22 protein-coding genes are annotated in these 20,611 nt (G+C 39.1%); all 22 read right to left on the bottom strand.

Annotated features, from left to right (window positions below):
- Nucleotides 1-253: 253 nt before the first annotated feature.
- The 22 genes from AYJ08_RS09520 to AYJ08_RS09420 all read right to left on the bottom strand — a co-directional run bounded on the left by AYJ08_RS09520 (nucleotide 254) and on the right by AYJ08_RS09420 (nucleotide 20,196).
- Nucleotides 254-1,438 (bottom strand): MFS transporter, encoded by a 1,185-nt coding sequence (locus tag AYJ08_RS09520; RefSeq protein ID WP_082890909.1) that lies wholly within the window; start codon nucleotides 1,436-1,438, stop codon nucleotides 254-256.
- A gap of 45 nt (nucleotides 1,439-1,483) precedes the next feature.
- On the bottom strand, nucleotides 1,484-2,455 hold the full coding sequence (locus AYJ08_RS09515) for an ABC transporter substrate-binding protein (RefSeq protein WP_064017517.1): 972 nt from the start codon (nucleotides 2,453-2,455) through the stop codon (nucleotides 1,484-1,486).
- Between the two features lie 347 nt (nucleotides 2,456-2,802).
- A complete protein-coding gene (locus tag AYJ08_RS09510; protein ID WP_064017516.1) occupies nucleotides 2,803-3,786 on the bottom strand; it encodes a helix-turn-helix transcriptional regulator in 984 nt (327 codons plus the stop codon).
- Between the two features lie 137 nt (nucleotides 3,787-3,923).
- Nucleotides 3,924-4,187 (bottom strand): thioredoxin domain-containing protein, encoded by a 264-nt coding sequence (locus AYJ08_RS09505; protein WP_064017515.1) that lies wholly within the window; start codon nucleotides 4,185-4,187, stop codon nucleotides 3,924-3,926.
- A 13-nt stretch (nucleotides 4,188-4,200) separates the two neighbouring features.
- Entirely contained in the window at nucleotides 4,201-5,253 is a 1,053-nt protein-coding gene (locus AYJ08_RS09500) for a sigma-70 family RNA polymerase sigma factor (protein ID WP_064017514.1), read from the bottom strand.
- 307 nt (nucleotides 5,254-5,560) lie between these two features.
- Entirely contained in the window at nucleotides 5,561-6,145 is a 585-nt protein-coding gene (locus AYJ08_RS09495) for a transglycosylase SLT domain-containing protein (protein ID WP_231929069.1), read from the bottom strand.
- A gap of 153 nt (nucleotides 6,146-6,298) precedes the next feature.
- Entirely contained in the window at nucleotides 6,299-6,544 is a 246-nt protein-coding gene (locus tag AYJ08_RS24435) for a hypothetical protein (RefSeq protein ID WP_064017513.1), read from the bottom strand.
- Nucleotides 6,541-6,828, bottom strand: coding sequence for a hypothetical protein (locus AYJ08_RS09485; RefSeq protein WP_064017512.1), 288 nt, complete (start codon nucleotides 6,826-6,828; stop codon nucleotides 6,541-6,543). The genes AYJ08_RS24435 and AYJ08_RS09485 overlap by 4 nt, the downstream gene beginning before the upstream one ends.
- Nucleotides 6,829-6,866: 38 nt before the next feature.
- Nucleotides 6,867-7,196, bottom strand: coding sequence for a hypothetical protein (locus AYJ08_RS09480; protein WP_064017511.1), 330 nt, complete (start codon nucleotides 7,194-7,196; stop codon nucleotides 6,867-6,869).
- A gap of 103 nt (nucleotides 7,197-7,299) precedes the next feature.
- A complete protein-coding gene (locus AYJ08_RS09475; protein WP_064017510.1) occupies nucleotides 7,300-7,629 on the bottom strand; it encodes a hypothetical protein in 330 nt (109 codons plus the stop codon).
- A gap of 33 nt (nucleotides 7,630-7,662) precedes the next feature.
- Nucleotides 7,663-7,932: a hypothetical protein gene (locus AYJ08_RS09470; RefSeq protein ID WP_157452845.1), complete on the bottom strand. Its 270-nt coding sequence runs from the start codon at nucleotides 7,930-7,932 to the stop codon at nucleotides 7,663-7,665.
- A 1-nt stretch (nucleotide 7,933) separates the two neighbouring features.
- On the bottom strand, nucleotides 7,934-8,167 hold the full coding sequence (locus AYJ08_RS09465) for a hypothetical protein (RefSeq protein ID WP_064017508.1): 234 nt from the start codon (nucleotides 8,165-8,167) through the stop codon (nucleotides 7,934-7,936).
- A gap of 31 nt (nucleotides 8,168-8,198) precedes the next feature.
- A complete protein-coding gene (locus AYJ08_RS09460; RefSeq protein ID WP_231929068.1) occupies nucleotides 8,199-8,357 on the bottom strand; it encodes a hypothetical protein in 159 nt (52 codons plus the stop codon).
- A 62-nt stretch (nucleotides 8,358-8,419) separates the two neighbouring features.
- Complete coding sequence (locus AYJ08_RS09455; RefSeq protein WP_064017506.1) at nucleotides 8,420-9,550, bottom strand: hypothetical protein; 1,131 nt, start codon at nucleotides 9,548-9,550, stop codon at nucleotides 8,420-8,422.
- A 365-nt stretch (nucleotides 9,551-9,915) separates the two neighbouring features.
- Nucleotides 9,916-10,449, bottom strand: a complete 534-nt coding sequence (locus tag AYJ08_RS09450; protein WP_064017505.1) for a sigma-70 RNA polymerase sigma factor region 4 domain-containing protein — start codon at nucleotides 10,447-10,449, stop codon at nucleotides 9,916-9,918.
- Between the two features lie 713 nt (nucleotides 10,450-11,162).
- On the bottom strand, nucleotides 11,163-11,459 hold the full coding sequence (locus AYJ08_RS09445; RefSeq protein ID WP_064017504.1) for a hypothetical protein: 297 nt from the start codon (nucleotides 11,457-11,459) through the stop codon (nucleotides 11,163-11,165).
- Complete coding sequence (locus tag AYJ08_RS23505; RefSeq protein ID WP_157452844.1) at nucleotides 11,456-11,611, bottom strand: hypothetical protein; 156 nt, start codon at nucleotides 11,609-11,611, stop codon at nucleotides 11,456-11,458. Before AYJ08_RS23505 ends, AYJ08_RS09445 begins: the two co-directional genes overlap by 4 nt.
- An 81-nt stretch (nucleotides 11,612-11,692) precedes the next feature.
- Entirely contained in the window at nucleotides 11,693-12,010 is a 318-nt protein-coding gene (locus AYJ08_RS09440; RefSeq protein ID WP_003337273.1) for a coiled-coil domain-containing protein, read from the bottom strand.
- Between the two features lie 215 nt (nucleotides 12,011-12,225).
- Complete coding sequence (locus tag AYJ08_RS09435; RefSeq protein WP_064017503.1) at nucleotides 12,226-16,026, bottom strand: DNRLRE domain-containing protein; 3,801 nt, start codon at nucleotides 16,024-16,026, stop codon at nucleotides 12,226-12,228.
- A gap of 37 nt (nucleotides 16,027-16,063) precedes the next feature.
- On the bottom strand, nucleotides 16,064-19,054 hold the full coding sequence (locus AYJ08_RS09430; RefSeq protein ID WP_064017502.1) for a hypothetical protein: 2,991 nt from the start codon (nucleotides 19,052-19,054) through the stop codon (nucleotides 16,064-16,066).
- Nucleotides 19,039-19,656 (bottom strand): hypothetical protein, encoded by a 618-nt coding sequence (locus AYJ08_RS09425; protein WP_064017501.1) that lies wholly within the window; start codon nucleotides 19,654-19,656, stop codon nucleotides 19,039-19,041. The genes AYJ08_RS09430 and AYJ08_RS09425 overlap by 16 nt, the downstream gene beginning before the upstream one ends.
- 48 nt (nucleotides 19,657-19,704) lie before the next feature.
- Complete coding sequence (locus AYJ08_RS09420) at nucleotides 19,705-20,196, bottom strand: hypothetical protein (protein ID WP_003337268.1); 492 nt, start codon at nucleotides 20,194-20,196, stop codon at nucleotides 19,705-19,707.
- Nucleotides 20,197-20,611 lie beyond the last annotated feature (415 nt).

Genomic DNA, 20,611 nt, shown 5'->3' with positions numbered 1-20,611 from the left:
CATTTGGGTAATTAAACCCTATCGCGTAGTCTCTCAACACAGCTTTCTGTAGTTGTTGAACTTTTCTCTAACCTACAATGCCTCCCTTTACGAATATCGTCTATAGTAAAGCTTACCTCCATTTTAAATGTTTTGAATTATACCACAAAACAACAATAAGCTTTACTATTTTGTCCGATACAAAAAAACTCCGAGAGCCAGTAAATCTTCACGCTCCCGAAGTTCTTTCATCTATTTTTCCGCTTTTTTCTTGCTAGACAGAAACCTTTACACGATGTCTTTTTCTAAATAAAGAAATTCCTGACAAACAAATCAAAAGTACACAAAACGAGAATGGTAGCACCTTATTGCTAGTATACAGCAGCGTACCGATAACAGGTCCAAAGAACGAACCTCCCCCTTGTAGCGCAGCAATAAAGGAAGCAACACTTCTTTGCTCGTGATCCTCAACAGCTAGGGAAGCTCCCGAACTATATCCTAATAAGGTAAACCCTATTCCAATTCCCAAAATAGCAAAATCAATGTATGCAAAGCGTATGAACAACAAAAATCCTACTAAACCTAAAGTCACACATGAAAGACCTACTCGTAGCACTTTTACAGGTTTCCATTTTAAATACTTACTGATGAGAACCTGAGAAGCAACAACCATAATACCCGAAATAGCTAACCCAAGTCCGATAAGCTGTGTCGCATTTTGAGCATTGTAGCCCAAGGTATCTTGGATATAAAATCCAATCGTAACCTGAACGATATTAAGTGCAGCAGATAAAACGAATCCAATCCACAGATAAAGGCGGATTCGTGAATCGTTTGGTGAGATCGTGGCTGTTGTTCGACGAATCTCACTTTCCTGTTCATCTGGAATGGATAACAGGAAAAAAACAGCAATAATCAACATAAGCATAGCTACCGCATACATCGGTACGGTCAGACTAATCACTGCTAATCCGCCACTCATCGCTGGTCCCAGCACGAAACCAAGACCATTTGCCGCACCGAATAACGCCATCCCCCATGTGCGTGTTTCCTGCGTTGTCCAGCCCATTACATATGCTTGAGCTTTAGCAGGAATACCCCCAAAGAAAAAGCCTGCAATGGCTCGTAAAATCAAGAATATCCAAAATAAACCAGCGGAACCAACACCCAGCGTATTACTCTTGGCATTGTCCGCGAGCAAAGCAAATACGATTAGGGTAACTAAATAGACAAACATAATAGAAGCTAGTAATTTTTTTCTACTTTTGGCTGGTCTTCGTTCCCAATAATAACCACCTAGTAGCCAACAAATTCCTGTGATCGAAACCAAGCAACCTGATTGAACCTCGCTTAGTCCTAAATTGCGTGAAAGAGGACCAATGACCGGGTTAAAGGCGGCTATTGAGATCATGCCAGCTAGCACAATTAAGAACATAACCGTGAATCTGAATTTCATCATAAAGCCCCTTATTTATTTGTTAGATTATTTTTCCCTTTACGCTCCTTATTTTTTCCCCATTGCTTGCATAATTTCTTCCAAACCGTCAATTTTAGCTAACGCCATCGGCCCAGGTAGTGAAGGGTCCTCTAAAAAATACACCTGATTGTTTTTGACTGCCTTCAAACTGTTCCATACCTGATTATCTTTCAACGCTTCCTTGACTCCCCCCGGAATTGGATCTTGCCAATTATTAATCACAAACAGATGATCCGGATTTAGTTGGGCTAAACTCTCTAATGACAATTGACCACCTTTTTCAGCTCCTGGCACCGGTTTTAGCCCTAATCCCTTATAAAAAGGCTCGAAACGTTTTTCCTCCCAGGTTACAAATTGATCCTTGCTTCGTGACATGGTAAATAGCACAGACTCTTGGCTTCTAAAAGCCAGCTTCTTTTTGTAATCTGCTGACTTTTGGTCAAAATCAGCTAATATCTTCGTCGCTGCATCCTCTTTCCCAATTACAGCAGCGATCTGCTCTAATGTCTCTCGCCAATCACCTGCTTGAGGAAAAATAACAGTTGGAGCAATCTGACTCATTTGTTCGTACTGGCCTATCATGTCATCCGCTGCAATGATTAAATCTGGCTTCGCGCTTAGTAATTTTTCCATATTTGCCTCTAAGCCAAGGTCTATGATAGCTTTCCCTGCTATACGTTTACTAAGATTAGGAAAGTTTTGTTCAATGGTTGAAATTCCTGATGCGGCATAAGGATATTCATCCAGAACAGCTAAATAGTCTACAAAAGCAATGTATGGCGTAGCAATTTTAACTGGCTTATTCTGAATAACGGTTTGTCCCTTCATGTGTTTAATTGTTTTTGGGAAGGAATGGGAGGATGATTTTTCATTAGCTGTGGTAGCTGTTGTTTGTTCCTCCGTTACTCCCGTATTCGGTTTGCCTGCTCCTGTGCATCCTGCAGCTAGCAGTAGCATAGCCACCCCTACGATAATAGTCAGTATCTTTGTTCCCTGCATCTTCTTCTGCTTCTCCTTTTTTCCCGCTTCCTGAGGCGGTTTTGTTTCATTAGCCTAACAACTTGGCAAATGAGATTAATTATCAATGCATACATCTTATAATGCGGGTTCGCCTGATATCTACCAGTAGAGGAAATGAGATTGCGGTTAGCGGGATATTTATCAATCTATCATTTCATAACCTGTATGAAGGCTTTCATTCAACTTATCTGCACTTGTCCATCGATTCTTCATTCCAAAAGCAATAAAAAAACTGCCCTTATCAGGCAGTTTAGGTGAAAAAAACCTTATGTTTTTTTATCAGCCAATATGACAGTTGACTGCTCTGCCGGTGAATCTTATTTTCACTAGCGGCAAGAGGAAACGGAACGGCGAACCAACTCACTAGGGTTAACACCATACCTTTCCCGAAAAGCTTCTGCAAAATAACTAGGATTAGAATACCCGACTGCGCAAGATACCTCGTTCACATTCATTTTGCCGCCTTGCAGTAATAAAAGGGCCGTTTCCATCCGTTTATTCCGTAAATATCCAAATACTGTAGTCCCGTACATTTCCTTAAAGCCGTTTTTTAACTTATAGTCATTAAGCCCAATCATTCGAGACAATTCGATTAGTGTTGGCGGCTCTGCCATACACTCGAGCATGATCGCACGCGCTTGGCGAATTTTTTCCATATCATCCTTGGTAAGCTGGGTCGATTCTGAATTCCTATCTAGTAAAAAGGTTCGGAAGGCTGCAGACAGAATTTCCATGATCGTGCATTCTATCTCGAATTTTCGTGCTCTTGGTGAATCTACTAGCTTTATCAAGCGTTGCAGGATAATCGAGGAAAGAGGATCGATCGTTTGTTGAAAAGCCCGGAAAGAGCGTTTTCCCAAGATATCCGAAAAATGAACCGATCTAGTACCATCTGCCTCTTCCATAAAATGATGAAAGCTGGAAACTGGAATACCAATACCAAGCATATAAAAGGGCTGCTTTCCCATAAACTCAAAACGAGTTTGCTCCTGTTTCATAAATTGTAATGTACAAGTTCCTGAAACAATTTCCTGACGAACGCCCTGAAGACTAACCTCTCTTGCTCCTTCAAAGCAATAACTCAGCTCAACCATTTCTTCTCTCGGGGCAAAACTCATTGCATGCTTGTCATGGAAGGTGTAATCAGAAATCACGACCTCCATATCCGGACGCGGGACAAAGCGACGGATAGAGCCCTCTCCAATTGAAGAATGCAGCGTCATCTGCTCTGTACGATCTACATTCTGTCGAGCCAATCCAAGCCCGTCAAAGAATAGATTAAAGTTCTGGTGAAAGCCAATGTTGCTCATTTGTCCATCACTCCGGTTGTGTTACTTTTCCTCATTTGCTTCTCCATAGGTGTAAAATCCAATTGTGATAATAATTCTCATTTGTATTGTAACGAATTTTTGTACATTTGACCATCTCTTCGATCAAATTTGTTTCTTTATAGGTAGTCATCCATATATTGCTGAAGTTCATCCAAGTAATGATCAATGACAGATTTGCTCAAGGCGCTTGTAAAGCGGCCTACTTCAGAGCCACGGTAGGATATAATCACGAGTGGCACATACATAATGCCAAGTGCATCATCCCCTTCAGCGCATATCGAACGAATTGCAAGCTTCCTTTCCTCAATAATTTGATCTAAGGTGGCTGATAATTTCCTGCATGAACTACAAGACGAGCGATAGTAAAATGTTAATTCCATCGTCCATTCACCATTACCTTGCGTTTTGTTTGGGGTTCAATTGCTGTCCACTTCTGACAGAATTAGCCTTCTGCCCGGGCTTTCCAGCATGAGCCGGCTGATCCTGCCACTTTTTACTTACCTTTTGCCGAATGTAGTATAAAATTCGATTCGAATAAGCAGGCCTGTTAAATCCTGATTTCTCTAAGAGCTCTGCTATTTCGCTAACACACATAAGCTTGTTGCGCAATCTGCTTTCCTCTTCTATGAGTTTGATTTCCCGATCATATTTAGAGGTGACATGCTGTTGCAGGTCTGATTTATTTAATTGAAAATTCAGAACTTTACTCCTAATACGCATGATTGCTCTGTTAATCGTCATAGGATAGACCTGAAGACGTTCAGCTATTTGAGTATTATTTATACCTTCCATGATAAGCTTCATAATTGTTTTCTCAAAATCATTGCAAATGGAGCTTCCCAGTAAATGTTCGACATAAACCTTATCCACTACATGCTCTTCAATATTACTGCAATTATGATCAATCATCTCGAAGTTCTCATAAGCGTGATAATGTTCAATTTCATCACTAAATCGGGCTATTTCCTTATACCTTTCTACCGGTATAGCAAGCAGCTTAGCCATTTCCTCTTCGCTAGGTCGATATCCTAACTTTTCCTCAATAGCGATCATACGCTTAATCTGTTCCACAGCTCCCCTGCTTAATCTTACAAATCGTGAATCGTTATACAGCAGTTGATTAATCTCCCAGATTATCGGTCTAACCACAAAGGTTGTAAACTTGATTCCCCGATGAAAATCAAACTCCTGTAGAGCACTAATCACACCAATATAAGCATGCTGAAGCAATTCTTCTTCTGTTACTCGAAACTTAAAGCACAATTCCTCAACGTTACCTTTATAGTGTTTAATAATCGAGAAAAGAAATTCCTTGTTTTCTTTCAAAAACTCTCCTAACAGCTCTTTATCTTCTTTACAGGCATGAATAAGGTCTATATTGTGCATATCTTTTATACTTTCTTTCCGTAAACGGAGGTATCGTTGACTTAACAAGCTTTCGTTCACTCCTAGTCATCTCTTTCTTTTCCCTTCTCCCTATAATAGTCGAGCTATCCTAGCCAAAAGATGCAGATATGACGGCATTGTTTCCTAAGATCATTTTTTTCATAAAGAACCTATATACCAAAACCTTTAATAGCACATAACGTAGTTATTACAAGCTATTCATTATCTCCCCGCTTTTTGGCTACGATAACAAATACACTCCCTACCAATCACTTGGATATGTCCCACTCAAGGATTATTCCAATGTTTACGGTAAAGAGTGCATTACATTCCTTTATATAATTAAATTTTACAGTCCCCATATTTTTTAAGATGCGTTATTTTTAATGACTGACCATACCTTTTTAACTTTCACTAAGTAGTTTGTTTTAAATGTTCCACGTACGATATTTCCCTCTCCCTGGTTATAAGCAATAATCCCCAGCTCTGGTCCGAATCTGCTTTGCGTATAGGCCAGATACTTGCAACCAACATGAATATTCACTTCCGGATCTGTAAGCTCTCCGTTTATACCCATATATTTCTGTGTAGAAGGTAAGATTTGCATAAGGCCCGTATCTTTATGCTTGCCAATTCGATTGGGATGATAATAGCTTTCGACCTCGATTATTGCTACGATTAGAAAAGGATCTACGTTGTACTTTTCCGAAAAAGTAAGAATATAGTTGGATAATTTTGTTGCCTCTGTGATGGAAATATTTTTAGAGATCATATGGTGTATGATCGTCTCCTGCATTTGTTTTTGTTGAGTAAAAATGGAAGCTGTTGCAGCAAACGAAACCGTGTTCTTTTGACCTGCTGGGATATTGTCTAATGGGGAGAACAGATTTGAAAATGATAGCTCTGTCATCGTCAGCAGTATTACGATGATGGATTTCATTCCAATTATCATGCAACCATCCTTTACCTGAGAATGTCATACTATAGTTGTCGTGTTACCCTCTTGGATCGTTGCGATTAAAATAACAGCTGTGATTTATGCATTCTACCAACCAGTTCTCCTACTACCAAATATCAAAACAAAAAAGACGGGAGTATTCCCGTCTCAAAAGTCTACACACTCTCGCATGCAAGCAGCTATTTGTTTCTGTATATCATCAAGGTCTACTTCCTTCAAAGATACGTCGGCATTATAGAGCTCCATATAACTCTCTTTTATCCTTAGCTGCTCATAAGTAACTAAGCAATTAGCTGTACCACAACCAGTATTTTCGATATCTAAACCCATGTCCATTAGAGACTTATGAGTATGCTGTAAAGCTTCATACAGATCCTTGCATTTTATTTTCATGGCGTATAGTCCCTGCTCCTCTCTGTATAGGGCCTTTTATTGCTATAAGATGATTCCATACATTCTCGCAAGCATTTTTTATGTTTCATCAGCATGCCCTCCAGATCGAGGGAGGATAAAATTTCTTGTTCCATAATATATTCTATGATCTCTTCTAGTTGTTCTTTATGTCGACGAAGCACTTCTACCGAAGCAGATGAAGTATGTCTCATCGCTCTGTTTATTTGCTCTATAACGTTTTGAATCTCATCTATCTTTTCGATAAGTTTACCTAACGTGTACACTGCTTCCCTCCCATCTGGCGTCTTCTTTCCTTCGTCATTTATTCTTTACTATCAAAAAAGCCCCAAAAAAACTGATCATGCTTTATCCATAATTCATTTTGACCTTTTTGGCTGCTGTCCTTACCGGTTTGATTTTGATTAGTAGCGATCTGGCTCTGTAACATTTTTATCTGTTGGCATTGATCCTGTAATTGATTATAAAGCTGTTCATTGTTGACCGATAAAGCTTGGTTTTTTTTCAATAATTGCTTTGTTTCTTCTCGCAAAGCTACATACCCACTCAAGATTTTTACAAGTAGGTGAAGGTCAATCGTTGCCTTCGTATCAGCAATCTCTTGATCTTGAAAAATGGTATCAAGTTTTATCATATTCTCACTCCAAAATAAATAGGGTCAGTGTTTTTAAACTATTATGCAAGTTCCATCTGCTGAGCAGGATAAAAACGTGAAATCACTATCATACATTATCGAACTACTCGGCATCATTTTTATATACGTAATCAGTAAAATCCTTCAAATGTATTTCTACTCTATTCAAATAACAAGAGGAATCCTGTGCGATAGTCTCTTCTAGCATTTTCAACTTTTCCAACACTTCTTTTTTGATTGGAGGTGCGATCTTTTCCTCCCCCTGCTGGTGTCTTTCCCACCATCTCCGAAAGGTTTCTAATGTAAAGGTTTGATTGATGTAGTTCCCGCACGAGCGGCACCAGGCAACCAGAGACTTGTCGCATTCCAATTCCTCCAATGCAAAGGATGCCTCTTCCTTGCAATGTGGACATTTATTTAAATAACCTATCATTACAACATAACCTGCTTCCTTTTATCTGCTTGTTTATGCACGATAGCTGATGAAATGGTCTAGTTTCTCATTAGATTTTGGCTCAAATGGAGGTTCTTTCTGCGCAAACCTTCTTGCTCTGGATATCGTTTCTGGAATCGTCGCTTTTTCAATATAATCATGCATAAAAGATTCCATATTGCTAAAATCTAGCTTGTCAATGAGCCGCCAATAGTAAGAGAGTAGCAATTTATCATTGGTACGTGTTTCCGGAAAAAGTATCATCAGTTTTCTAACGTTTCGTACAACGGTCTCTTTTTTCACGTTATCCTTTTCCATTCTTGTTCTTTTGTTCCGTTACATATGAAAATTGATTCTCAAAATCTTCTGCCGGAATATCCATTTGTCTGTCTGCTACCTTTACTTTTACATAGTCTCTAAGGCCATTACTTCCCTTATGAGTACCTTCAATGACACCTACCGTACCGGATGTAACCATTTGATCCATGAATTCCAGATCCGTACATACTTTTACCTGTTGTCCTATCTCTTTTTTCATTTAATCCACTCCCGATGCGTTGTTCATTCCTTTACTCTCTAACCTCTCCCGAAAAATAAAGAAAATAGTCCATTGTCTCATCTAAGGGCTCATACATGATTCCGTTATCACCCTCAAACGGAGTTGTATGAATCACCCTTAATTCTTGGATTTGCTTGGGAATCCCATTAGGAAAGGCCATACAACTCATTTTTGTCCTGCTATCACGATTTAAATATTTACAAAAAACACAAGGTATCGTAAAATCCATTGCTATCCCCCCTTCCAGTTATTACATTCATATCCACCGTATTGCTGGTACCATTCTTGTATCTTCGGGTCGATGGGGATATCGGTCACTTTCGCCGTAAATGCCTCTGGAATTAATTCGATTGGATACCAACTGGTCGCATAGCTACAGAGATGATTCCCAATATAAGTAGCCTCTGAGTACGACAAGATGGTTTTCGGACCATAATTGTCAGGATCAAGCGCTGAAAATCGGTAAAATTGATCAGCCCCTACATTATGAAAATGTAGCCAATGACCTATTTCATGGATAATCGTTCGTAATTTATGAGGAGACGATTTTTGGCCAGATTGATATTCTGCTAGTGCAATCTTATCCGCATTGGCAAAATCGTATTTTTTGTTCACAACAACCTCTCCAGTGGGAGGATTAAAGTAACCATTTGCGCCTTTTGCATCCTTGATATTTATCGTGAGTTTATGTTTAGTGATCATGGTTTTGAAGCCGCAACAGTGATTCAAAAGATGAACAAGTCCTTCTGTTACATAATTAGCTGCGTAAACATTTCGTTGAAAATTAGCATCAATATTTATGCTATTACACCATTTTTCAGCTTCTGCTGCTGTTGCATACGGCTTCCATACAATTGGATTTTTACAAGTATCATCGTCATCCGGAATGGGTACGGGAACCGGATCAGGAGGTAGCGGATCGGGATAATTTCCATTATCAACGGTTCCAGTCAAAATTGGTTCAGCTTCTGGATCACAGAGAAGATGAAACATAACCTCTATTTGTTTTCTGTCGCCAGCCTCTGTATAGAATTCTAATTTACATATAGTCCCGGCCTTAATAGGGTGAGCGACTTGAAAATAGAGTCCCTCTTCAAAGTTTTTACAATAAATATTTTTAGCAATCAATTCGTTCCCAATGAGAAGATTCCAATAATCTGAGGGTGTGATAATATCGGATTTTATAGATATCGCATACAGCTCTACATCGTGTGATAAATGAAAAGTATCGGTAATTACTCTCTTAGTACCAGAGCTTCTCATCCCTTTTATATAAATATCTCTTCCGATAAAATGGGCTCTTGTCTTGGTAGGATAATAGGGAGGGTCTAATCTTCCGCCTACTACATATCTAGCTAACATTGGGTTAACTCTCCTTCATGCTTTCTTTAGGTAATCGTGTATCATAAAATGCTCATGTAAAAATAATGATCGGGGTAAGCTCGTCATCCGACCCTGGCATAGATCGCATACCTACATGTCTGGTAAATTTTCATTTATAGTAAAAGTAGTCGATCTATATCATTGAAAAGATGCAATAAATCTAAATATTTGCTGTACTTGGTATACATTTTTACTAGAAATTCATGTTTTTTTGCTTTTTTGCTAAATATTGTCGTTTTATGTCTTTAAAAAGTTGCGAAAATTCCTCCTAGTTAGATTGCAGATTTATTAGCATAATGATATATTTATTATGGAATGGATTTCGTCTCCTCTTTTTATCAGAATCACACCAAACATACGTGCTTAAGTTTGTTCATGGCTCGTGAGGCGTGGGACTTATTTAACCCTAATTGATTGGAAATTTGCGTTGGCTTCATATCTATTCCGTCTTCGGTAAATAGCATGTAGCTAATAATCTTCTGTTCTTGGTTTGTAAATAGGTGTTTATGAAACAGATAATCATTGCGCACATCAGCCAATCCGTAGCCCGCTTCATAATCTACACCATAGAAATGATCAACAGTCGATCCTTTTTCATCGTCGGTCCCATCACAAAAATGAACCATCGTACTTTTCTGTATAATCATTCGTCTTTTTTTCCGGTAGTAATCCATGACAGTTCTTCTAATTACCGTATGAGAAAAAGTAAAGAGATCCTTTTTAATAGCTCCTTTATTCATTGCAGTTAATATTCTTACAATAGAATCATGCTTTACATCCTCTCTATCTGCTATGTGGACCCCTGACAACACAAAATCAAATATTGGGTTTAAAATTCCAATATCTAGGATTTCCTCAGTGCCTTTGGCTTTTTCCATATCATAAATCCTCCTAACGACTACAAATATTATGAGAGCTAATCAACTTTGATAATTGGTTACTAGAGAAACTTATATTTGTGCATATTAGGTATTAGAAGAATAGAGAACTCTTAATTTTGTTGCATATTGCGTGTTGTCATTGATGGATAGTTGATACCAAAGGATTTCACTTCTATATATAAGTAAATGCTGACATGATCTAACTAACCTTAGTAATTTATTCTTAGGAAGTATATGTATAAGTAAGAAAATCCCCTAATTCTCTACATTTGTTTTTTCAACTCGTATTTTCACCTCCCCTTGCTAAGATCTTTGTTTGTTACAACTCCACTCTGGCGTACTTTTAGATCAGTAAATCTTGATTTGCAAGGACTTATCACCTAAAGTATTACAGGACTAAAAGCAGATTGTACGTTTAAGACCCAAGGTATCAACTATATTTTTACATCTAAGGTAATAGTCCTTCAGTAGCAAATACTATAGTAGTCGATACAACCTTTTGAAAAGTTGCACGATATTTCCACTTATAAATTACCCAGAAGCAGGAATGTACGTTCTCACTAGTTAAAAAAGCATTTCTTCGCATACATAAAAAGAGCCAATAACGAATCAATCGCCATTAGCTCTTTTTTCTTTTCTACCAACTATCGTTTTTGGAAAAGTAACATGATACATTCTTAAGCTGCTTGCAAATATGCTGTTAGTATCAACTAGCGTCCTTTTTGTAGCATGCCTACAATCTTGACAAAGCTATGCACATAATTGGCTCCTCGGCTCACAATTAGTCCAGCCGAAATGATAGAGACATGTTTCCACATATGTTGGAGGCCAAAAAGATTCAGCTCAAAAGCATAGCAGAGGATAATTCCTATTAAGATGGAAATAGAATAAGTCATTTGGTCTTTAACCCACTTCGAAAACAATCCTTTTATTATTTCTGTTAAGGATTCTGTTAAGAAGGCTAATAAAATAAGTAGCTGAGCTTTTTCCAATATAAAATCTGTCATTTGCCTTCACCTGTTCGGATACGTTGTAATACCAACATCATAAGAAAGCTACGCTTACTCAGAGCTAACATTCGACTTTTTACTTTTTCAGCCCAGGTATTATCAGTTACATAACCGTTACGAGTAAGATCAATCAAGGCTTTGGTCAGCATTCAAATGGCCCCTCCCTTTCGTTTCAAGTCCTTTTCATTCCCCTCTGCTGATTTTGTATCGATCATAGCTTATCCTCATTTCTAATCAGTGTGATCCCCATCTAAACGCAGCATTAACGATTCCACTTTTGTATTAAGCGATCTGTTTTCCGTCAGAAGTTTGAAGTTTTCTTGCCGTAATACCTCAATCTCTTGTTTTAATGCCTTGATTTCTTCCTTGTAGATTCGCAATTCCTCTCGCAATTCTGCTCGAAATGTCTGTTCAGCTTGCGATAATAATTGACGATCTGAGATACTAACTTCTTTTTGATTGTTATTGCGGCCAGATATATAACCGATAATACCTGTACTAAGGGATACTGCTCCTCCAATGATGGCGATCATCACATTCGCATCCATGCTCATTTCACCTTCTTTTTGTCTGTAAACGTTACGTAAAGTTCAAGGCTGATCCTCGTATAGGCTAGGGAAAGTTGCATCGTTTTCGATGCTTAAGACTGGACTTGCGTGAAACGATTTTGTACATCAGGCATCACATGTATTTTAACATCTTTTAATATAAGTAAAATGAGTAAAAAATTAACCCCTGCCACGAAGGACAGAGGTTATTACTCTTACATAATAAAGACATACCCATATTCAGCTACGACATCAATATGACTTTCAATCTCACTGTATACGTTAATGATACATGAGCATGAGAGATCGGAGTCAATGTTCTTTCGTACGCTAATACTTCCGCTCAGTAAGGATTTTTCCCATATTTCCATAGATGACCAAATATCGGCATTATTTTGAACCCGAATAGCCATTGTTCCTAAGAGATTACGATGCTCTTTTAGGAGGAGTAAGGAAAGCAATTCAGAGAAATCCTCTCGTCTGACAGCGACATGACTTAAAAGATTGGCATTTGAAAATACTCTGATGGAAATTGTTGAATGCAAATCATTTCCATCAGCTACTCGAACGATCAGATTACTGTCTACTGAAGCAGAGTCCGATAATCGAACGGCAAAGAAACACCACAGAAAGGCGTAACGCATTTTACGGGCACTAATTTGGCCTTCTACATCAGCTTTCCCTAAGGCGTTTACCACCAAGTGACCAGAACATTCGGATCTGTCTTGTAATTGAACGGCCAATGTAGAAGGAAAATCATGTTGTCTACTAGTGCGAACCTGAATACTTGACCCTAAATATCCTGATTGAACCTGATTCAAACTCTCTAAATCTGAGACAGCTTTTACCCTAATAGTGACAAAAGAAGGTACATCCTTTCCTTTCTGATAGGGAATAGCTAAGTGTCCTGTAATATATCCAGAGAGAACAAATATATGAGAAGGAACATCAAATTTAGGATAAATAGATAAATTTGATAAAAGATTGTTTCTAGACTTTACTGCTAGTTTTGCTTTTAATTGCTCATCTTCTGCAATCCGAACGTGAAGGGAAGCGGCAAGATGGGATGCATACACCACATTCAAGCTGCCATGCATGTGGGTTTTATGGACTAGCAGCATACCTGACAAGCTGTCATGGAATTTTACAAATCCACTTGCTGATAAATCTACCTGATCCTCTACCCTAACAGATAAAAATCCTAAAGTGTCAAAGCCATTATAGACCGATAAGGAAGCATGCAAATCGTCTCTATTTACAGTCAAATCGGAAAAGAAATCTATTTTAGATGATTGCCGTACAATCACTTCTCCAACGGTTACATCCCGATTAATGAATAGAGTTGAATGAATCTCCGGATATGGCCGGCCCTCGCGTCTTACTGCTAGCTTAGAATTTACATCTTCTCTATTTAAGATATAGATGTGAGAAGGCCTGTCTGGCACACTTACAAATAGACTACTCTCCATCCAGAAAGCTTCTTTTGTGAAGACCTTCAAATAGCCTGCTGTATCATGGTGAGCTGACTGTCTCACAGATATACGACTTATCAATTGCACCCTATTCACGATCAGCTCAGATAAAAGATCACGCGGACTGACAAGGAATAAGTGAACTGGCAAATCCCCATAACCTTGGAATTGTCTAATCCGTAGAGCTGAGACTACATCTGATGGCTTATTTTGTCTAACCGTTATATCCGACCAGCAACTATCTCTGCCTAGACTATATATTCGCGTGTCATAATACGTTATTTCTAAGATAGGTCTATGTGACTTTTGTTCTCTGGTAAAGAAAGTAAGCGATGAATTCTCAAGCTCATTGAAAGCTTTCACAATAAATCCGAAGTTGTCTTTCTTTTTCTCATACCATCTTTTAATAGAGTCTGTTACATCAAAAGGAACATATCTGGAATTCCCCTCGATACTCTCTATCACATTAATCCCATCATACGACGATGTAGGCGAATCAAATCCAAATGGATAAGGCTGGTTCTTCCAGGTGATACCATATTCAGTCCAATCTGTGACTGGTTCGATCATTTGGACCTGCTTAGGGGGTATATTTCTACTGTCAACATACAGCTTTACGACCGCTTTTTTAATGGTAACATTGCTAGGTGGGATAGAAGCTGCTGCTAGATCAAACCCTATATAGGAACGGAACGTATCTTGCAAAGAAGAATCGTGTCCGATATACATTTGTTGTTCAATGCCATAGTTCAATCTTGGAACTGCTTCTCGAACAAAAGCATCCTTAGTCGCATACAAAATCGCAGTAAATTCAGGTGGCGCCAGAATCTCGTACTTACTTCTGATATAAGTGTAGGGAGAAATTCGTAGCAGTGCTGGCAGATTGCTACTCACCTTAATAGTCATATCTGCTAAAATATCAGAAGCGTAGTTAGCAATTATTCCGTATTTGGCTATTGCCCTTGTATACGGAGCAATGCCAAGTGACGAAGGTACATCATTTGTTTCTTTAATAGACATGTTAGAGGCAAGATTAGAATAATCGCCTCTTATCATTTTATATTTGGCTTTTAGGACTCCACGTGTAGCTATCTTCAATCGACTGTTGAAATCAGCGTTGCTTGTTATATTAAGGGAAGAAATTAAATCACTGCCTTCAACCGGTATCATGTCGTACCTACCGATAAGTCGAGTCTGTGTACTAATTCCCATTCTAGAAGATAGCTGAGATGTAGCAGTGATGTTTAGCCAAGAGGTAAGATCGTCTACTGTAGTCTCGATGATCTTATATTGAGCTATCAGTTTTTGGCTGGATGTAACTCCTAGTTTTCCTGCTAAACTCGAGGTATTTGTAATTGTGAGAGAAGCCGACAACTCGTTAGCAGTTATGCCTTTCACTATATATCGGCTCGTTAGCTGCCCCTTAAGCAAAAGAGATAGGTGACATACTAATGTGTCTCTTTGAATGATCTGGATGGTACTGTCTACATCCTGTCCAAATAGCTCTTTTATCTGATATTTTCCTGACAGAATAGCCTTTGGCCGAACAGAAAGCTTTGCTTTTAGGTGATTCGTATGATGGATAGAAATAGAGGATGAAATATCGCTCTTAGTCTGCCGCTTAATATGGTATTTCCCTTGTAAAATTGTTTGTGGACTTATATACAGACTACCTGCGAATCCAACTGCTCTATTAATCTTGATGCTGGATGGTATGTCCACTACGCCCGTTGGGATACTACGGTACTTCCCTTTCACAATGCCACTTGTACCTATTTTTAATGAGCAACGAACATCATGGCCTTTAGGGACTATAATATGTGAGGGTATCTGGCTCTCGTTTTTATATAACAGATACCCAGCTAAGTAGTTTTGAGCTACTTCATCCATAGACAAAGCCCTGTTATAAATGCGGACCACTGGAATTGTTCCTCGGAACCATTTTGTCATCTCGTTATGGTGTCGTCCTATAATTAAGTCAGCTAAAGGATCTGTAAACGTTCCAGATACTGCTTTTGCCCTTCCTTGTGGAGCTCCATTGAGATAAGCACTTAAGTATCCTGTATGCTCGTCAAATGAGCCAATTACGTGATACCATTCACTTTTAGATTGGTAGCCAAGGTTAAACATGGCCTGGTTGTCGGGAGTTGTCACATGTAATTCCAATTCGCCCAAATCGTTACATAAGAGAGCAATTCCTTGTGTACCCTCAACTTGTCCCCCTGAAGACAGCACAATACTTCCGCCAATTAAGTAGAACCAGGCTTCAAATGTAATACTTGCGGCAGGCTTCAGTTGAGAAGCTCTACCGCAAGTAACATAGCTGCCGTATCCATCGAAATAAAGGGTATACGGGTGCGAAGCTGTATTGTTTCCTGTCCACCCACTTTGGGAATTGTATTGAAACCCATGTAAGGTTCCGTGGTTGTTATTCCCACTAAGATCATGCCATTTGGTGGTAGGTGTGGCATTATTGCCTCTTGTCAGCCCCTGATCAGCAAGAGAAGCGTGAAGGGAAAGGACCATTCCTTCCTTAATAAACATGTAATATCACGCCCTGTTCCATTGTATTGGAATGCTGTTATGCTGGACTTGCCTTAGCCTTGAGATCAAAGGTACCACCATGCTTCACCGTAATATCTGAACCTACTCTGACATAAAATTTAGCTGCTGCACCTGGTGCATAAGTACCGCTAAACTCTAATTCAGAAATGCCAATAAACGGTGTTTCACTTATGCTGAGCTTGACATCCATCCCTGCTTCGACCGTTGCTTTATCGACCCACACCTGCATTCGATTGACAGGAAACTCCGCATTATTCTGTAACCACACTGCCTTTGGCAAGGAGGTCTGGCTAGCGATCAAGGTTCCAAAATCCAGATAGCGCAATAGTCCACCCGCATTGTCTGTATAGTATTTTCCAAATTCATTGCGGAAACCTAAAATTGGAGAATCAATAGGTAGGAGATTTCGCAATGCTGGGTAGCCGTCGTTGTATTTGGTATCTAAAATCCAGGTAGTGTTCATATCCCAATTCGTGTAGAGAGATGGGTGTTTCAATTCTGCTGTATATTTAGGAATTCCGCCGTAACCGCCGGTGGTTGTATTATAGGTTTGGCGGTCGAAATAGCATTCGGTTAGGGTTTTGCTATTATAGCTATTGTGATCATACGTAAAGCCTCCACCTTTTCCATAGATCGTACCGATTGCATTACATCGTTTAAAATTTCCTGTTGTAATATAACCAACAAATCCTGCAACAGTACTACCGATGACATCACAAGAAGTATAACAGTCCTCAATGCTGGAACTATTAGAATTCATATTTCCAATGAACCCTGCAACATAAGAAGAACCCTCGACTCTTCCTTTTGAGTAACTTCTTTTCATGCTGATGTTACTGCCTGAGATAGTTCCAATGAACCCGCCGGTATAGCTAACTCCAATTATATTGGCATTTGCAGAGCAATCCTCAATCATTGTATTTGAGTAAGCATTACCAATTAGAGCACCTGCATAATCGCCTTTACTCGTTATTCGACATGATGAAAACGTATCCACGTGACAATTTTTAATCAACGAATTCGTACTATATCCTACTAATGAACCAGTTGCTACGCCCCCTGTAACATTACAGTCTATTATGTCTAGATTCTGGACGGTTGCTCCTGTTATTTGCCCAAATAATCCGGCATAGTTATTTGATGGTAGATTGATAAACAGATTCGCAATGCATCGTCCGCCGCCATCGAAATTCCCTTGAAAGTGATTATCTTGTCCAACAATAGGAAAACCTATAGGATAAAAACCACTATTTATCTGATGATCAACCATTTTGATATCATCTTCTACTTTAAATCTACTATGTCGAAACCACCGAATCTGATTAAGTTCATCTTCTGTAGTAATAATGTATGGCTCTGCCTGTGTCCCTTTTCCCGTTTTGTATCGAATAAATTGACGATGCTCCGGATACTCTTCGTTTACATCTTTCTTTACATCCCAATACAAATCAAAATCCCAAGAATACGTACCCTTATCCTTCATCTCTGAGGTTGCTTTGCCAATGCCAGCTGCACTTGTAGGGGCACCTGAGGATTCTAAGTCCCAAAAACAGTTGGTAGCAATAGATTTATCCCTATAATAGCCTACTAGACCTCCAATATTGGTTCTGTCCTTGGCAACTGTAATGTCTTCCACCTTCCCTGTGGAATAACAATTATCTGTATAAACTACATAATTATCCCAATATGCATTTCCTAGCACTCCGCCAGCAATATTTCCAGCGGATTTAACATTACATTTATAGTTATAGCAGTATCTTATTTCGGTATTCCAACCACTTTGATAAGAATTAGCATAGGCATCACCAATAAGTCCCCCAACTTTGCCTCCTCGACCTTCCACTGTTCCGCCAATAACATTGCAATTAAATATTCTGCATCCAACAATATATCCTATAAGGCCGCCTGTTGTTTGACTTGCATTCGTAATATTAGGGTCTATAAGACGTACATTTCGAATTATTGCTGTGCGACCGGCACCAAACAGGCCTACGTAATTCCTGTTTTGGTTCATAAAGAGACCCTTGATGAAATGACCTCGACCATCATAATTTCCAGTAAAGGGTGCATTGGTAGTCCCTATCGGTTCAAACCCTTCCCCAGATTGAAAGCTGGCCATCACAATATCCTGATCCTGGACATACCAAGCCCCTAGATTTTTTCTCACATTATTCAAATCCTCTTCATTTGAAACAATGTAGGGATCAGCTTGTGTTCCACCACCCCCAGAAAAGTGGTTTACATAGAGATAGGTTTTCCCATTTTTCTTCTCAAAGTATGGTCTCACACCATTGGTCTCTTCCTTGCTTTGTAGAAACACAATCTCATTTTTTCCATTTTGATCAACATCACTTACAACAAAAACCTTGTCGTAATCATCATAGGGTAGAACGATAATTCCCTTGGTATCCTTGGCACCATCCACCCAAACAAATTCACGTGAAAATGGAATATCTTCATGCTGCTCAATCGCTTTCGTGATAGACGGGAGGTTATCTTTTCCCTTTATATCGATCTCTGACAAATCAGTAGTCTCTAAAATTACCTTTGCCTCCAGATGTCTAGTACCAAACATACTGACAAAAGCTTGATATTCCTCATAGATGCTTTGCTCTTCTTTTGTTCGTTCGTTTGCTTCCTTGGCTGCAAGCATATCGACTAAATAAATATCTTTGACACATACCCAGCCATGTGGAGTCAGTACCTCAACAGGTACAGGAGAAGCCTTCAAGGTCGCTTGTCCCTTACTATCATGAACATGTGTTGAAAAAAATCTCACCTGCAAAGGATTTGATTCTGCTCTTTTTTCTTCTGACACAGAAAGCACTTGCTGAGTAGAAACTGACCTTGCTTGTCTCTTGGAAACGCTTCTTTTTTTCGGAGCACTCCGTTTCTGAGGAGCATTCCTCATTTCTTCTTGAATAGCGGGATTTTCTCCGCTCTTTATGGCATCCTTTATAAACTGGCGGATTTCTTTTGCTAGCTGTTCATTTATACCACCTGCCAATTCAGCTCACCTCCTATATTTGGTCGTAATGGGGAATGAAACTCGTTAGCTATAAGTCCATTCACCCTAATTTGTAATTTGCCATCTAATTTTTTATCACTAACTAACCAGAAGTTCATATAAAGGGGAGACTGAAACGGGATGCAGCAAATTGCCTTAAAATGAATCGTCACATCATCTACTAGAAAAGTAGATTTGTATCCAAAATTGTATTGGGTAATCGTACTGCTAAGATTGCCCCCATTACCAAGAGCCATAGGACTAAAGTTAGCCAATCCTCTGGCTTCTGCATCTTTATACGAAATAATATCTGTGTAGGTATTCTGAATGTTTCCAGTTAGCAAATAATCTTTATCAGGTGTCGAATAGGCAACATCAATAATTCGTCCTGCTAGATTAAACGTTCCGTCCTTTTCAAAAAAAAGCTTCTGACCATGACCAACTAACCCGAAACGTATTAGCTTGCTTCTTTGGATGCGATAAAAATTATTTTCTTGTTTGGTAGTAAAATCAAACTCAGCTAGGTGAGTACCATCAACATACTCACCTAACCAAATGAAATCCTGTGTGACAGGCGAATAGCCGTTACAACGAGAAAACACGGTAAAAGTCCCCCTCCATTGCATTGGATGTAAGAATAAGCATCCTCACTAGATATAGCGATAAGCTACCCGAGTCAAGAAATTGACATTGCCTGCTGTAGCAAGTGGAGGCACATTAGCTCGTAGTGTAACCTCTACAAAATTTCCTTTTGAATTCACAGTGGAACCATCATTTTGGACACCCAGAATCTCCTGATTGTTTGGTGAATAGGTCCCTGTTGGATTGGTTGTATTGCCCCCTGGCTGAATAGCTTTCGTTACAGGTCCGCCAATTTTAGAGAAATTACTTTCTTTCATGCTATCAACACGAACTTCAATCCATGTGCCGATCACCAAATCTCCCGTGTCGCCACCTGCACTATCTTTCGTTGTGATCGTACAATCCGTCATGGTAGAGACATCTGCCGTACCTCCACGGTTATTCCAGATTAACACCCCGAGAGCCGGTGAAATTGACCCGGCATCAATGGTGCCAATCTCCCATTTCGTTAATTGTGTTACATTATCAGTCTTATACCACGATACTGCTGGTGCTGGCATGTGAAAACCTCCTTGAGAGTGTTTAAAACACACTTGTTATACCTTCAATATAAGATAATCACATGAAACCTTAACAAAAGCGTAGAAACGAAATTCATGCAATTATGCAAAACACAATTGATGAGCTAGTAATGAGAAGCGCCTAAGGGTTAGAACTGCTTTTTTCATACTACAAAAAAGACCCTCTGTTGAGAGAGTCTTTTCGTTACTTCATATTTTCCAATAACCAATCGTATTCACCTAGACGGATTTTTTGTACCTGATAAAGAGTAAATCAGGAATTCCATCTGTTACTTTGAGAGCATCTGGAGCAAAATCAATACCGACAATTCTATTAGAAGCATCTCGTTTAAATTCAAAGTTGACCGTAGGCACTTGGATTTGACCATTAATCGCTACTAAAACAGATTTGTCC

Source organism: Brevibacillus sp. SKDU10 (assembly GCF_001645205.1).
Taxonomy (GTDB): Bacteria; Bacillota; Bacilli; order Brevibacillales; family Brevibacillaceae; genus Brevibacillus_B; species Brevibacillus_B halotolerans.
This window is presented reverse-complemented; position numbering and strand designations above follow the sequence as displayed.

Bases quoted from the DNA above. Each gene is read 5' to 3' on its own strand.
- AYJ08_RS09520 (WP_082890909.1), bottom strand. From the start codon at position 1,438: ATGATGAAATTCAGATTCACGGTTATGTTCTTAATTGTGCTAGCTGGC.
- AYJ08_RS09515 (WP_064017517.1), bottom strand. From the start codon at position 2,455: ATGCAGGGAACAAAGATACTGACTATTATCGTAGGGGTGGCTATGCTA.
- AYJ08_RS09510 (WP_064017516.1), bottom strand. From the start codon at position 3,786: ATGAGCAACATTGGCTTTCACCAGAACTTTAATCTATTCTTTGACGGG.
- AYJ08_RS09505 (WP_064017515.1), bottom strand. From the start codon at position 4,187: ATGGAATTAACATTTTACTATCGCTCGTCTTGTAGTTCATGCAGGAAA.
- AYJ08_RS09495 (WP_231929069.1), bottom strand. From the start codon at position 6,145: ATGATAATTGGAATGAAATCCATCATCGTAATACTGCTGACGATGACA.
- AYJ08_RS24435 (WP_064017513.1), bottom strand. From the start codon at position 6,544: ATGAAAATAAAATGCAAGGATCTGTATGAAGCTTTACAGCATACTCAT.
- AYJ08_RS09480 (WP_064017511.1), bottom strand. From the start codon at position 7,196: ATGATAAAACTTGATACCATTTTTCAAGATCAAGAGATTGCTGATACG.
- AYJ08_RS09475 (WP_064017510.1), bottom strand. From the start codon at position 7,629: ATGATAGGTTATTTAAATAAATGTCCACATTGCAAGGAAGAGGCATCC.
- AYJ08_RS09465 (WP_064017508.1), bottom strand. From the start codon at position 8,167: ATGAAAAAAGAGATAGGACAACAGGTAAAAGTATGTACGGATCTGGAA.
- AYJ08_RS09460 (WP_231929068.1), bottom strand. From the start codon at position 8,357: ATGAGTTGTATGGCCTTTCCTAATGGGATTCCCAAGCAAATCCAAGAA.
- AYJ08_RS09455 (WP_064017506.1), bottom strand. From the start codon at position 9,550: ATGTTAGCTAGATATGTAGTAGGCGGAAGATTAGACCCTCCCTATTAT.
- AYJ08_RS09450 (WP_064017505.1), bottom strand. From the start codon at position 10,449: ATGGAAAAAGCCAAAGGCACTGAGGAAATCCTAGATATTGGAATTTTA.
- AYJ08_RS09445 (WP_064017504.1), bottom strand. From the start codon at position 11,459: ATGACAGATTTTATATTGGAAAAAGCTCAGCTACTTATTTTATTAGCC.
- AYJ08_RS23505 (WP_157452844.1), bottom strand. From the start codon at position 11,611: ATGCTGACCAAAGCCTTGATTGATCTTACTCGTAACGGTTATGTAACT.
- AYJ08_RS09440 (WP_003337273.1), bottom strand. From the start codon at position 12,010: ATGGATGCGAATGTGATGATCGCCATCATTGGAGGAGCAGTATCCCTT.
- AYJ08_RS09435 (WP_064017503.1), bottom strand. From the start codon at position 16,026: ATGTTTATTAAGGAAGGAATGGTCCTTTCCCTTCACGCTTCTCTTGCT.
- AYJ08_RS09420 (WP_003337268.1), bottom strand. From the start codon at position 20,196: ATGCCAGCACCAGCAGTATCGTGGTATAAGACTGATAATGTAACACAA.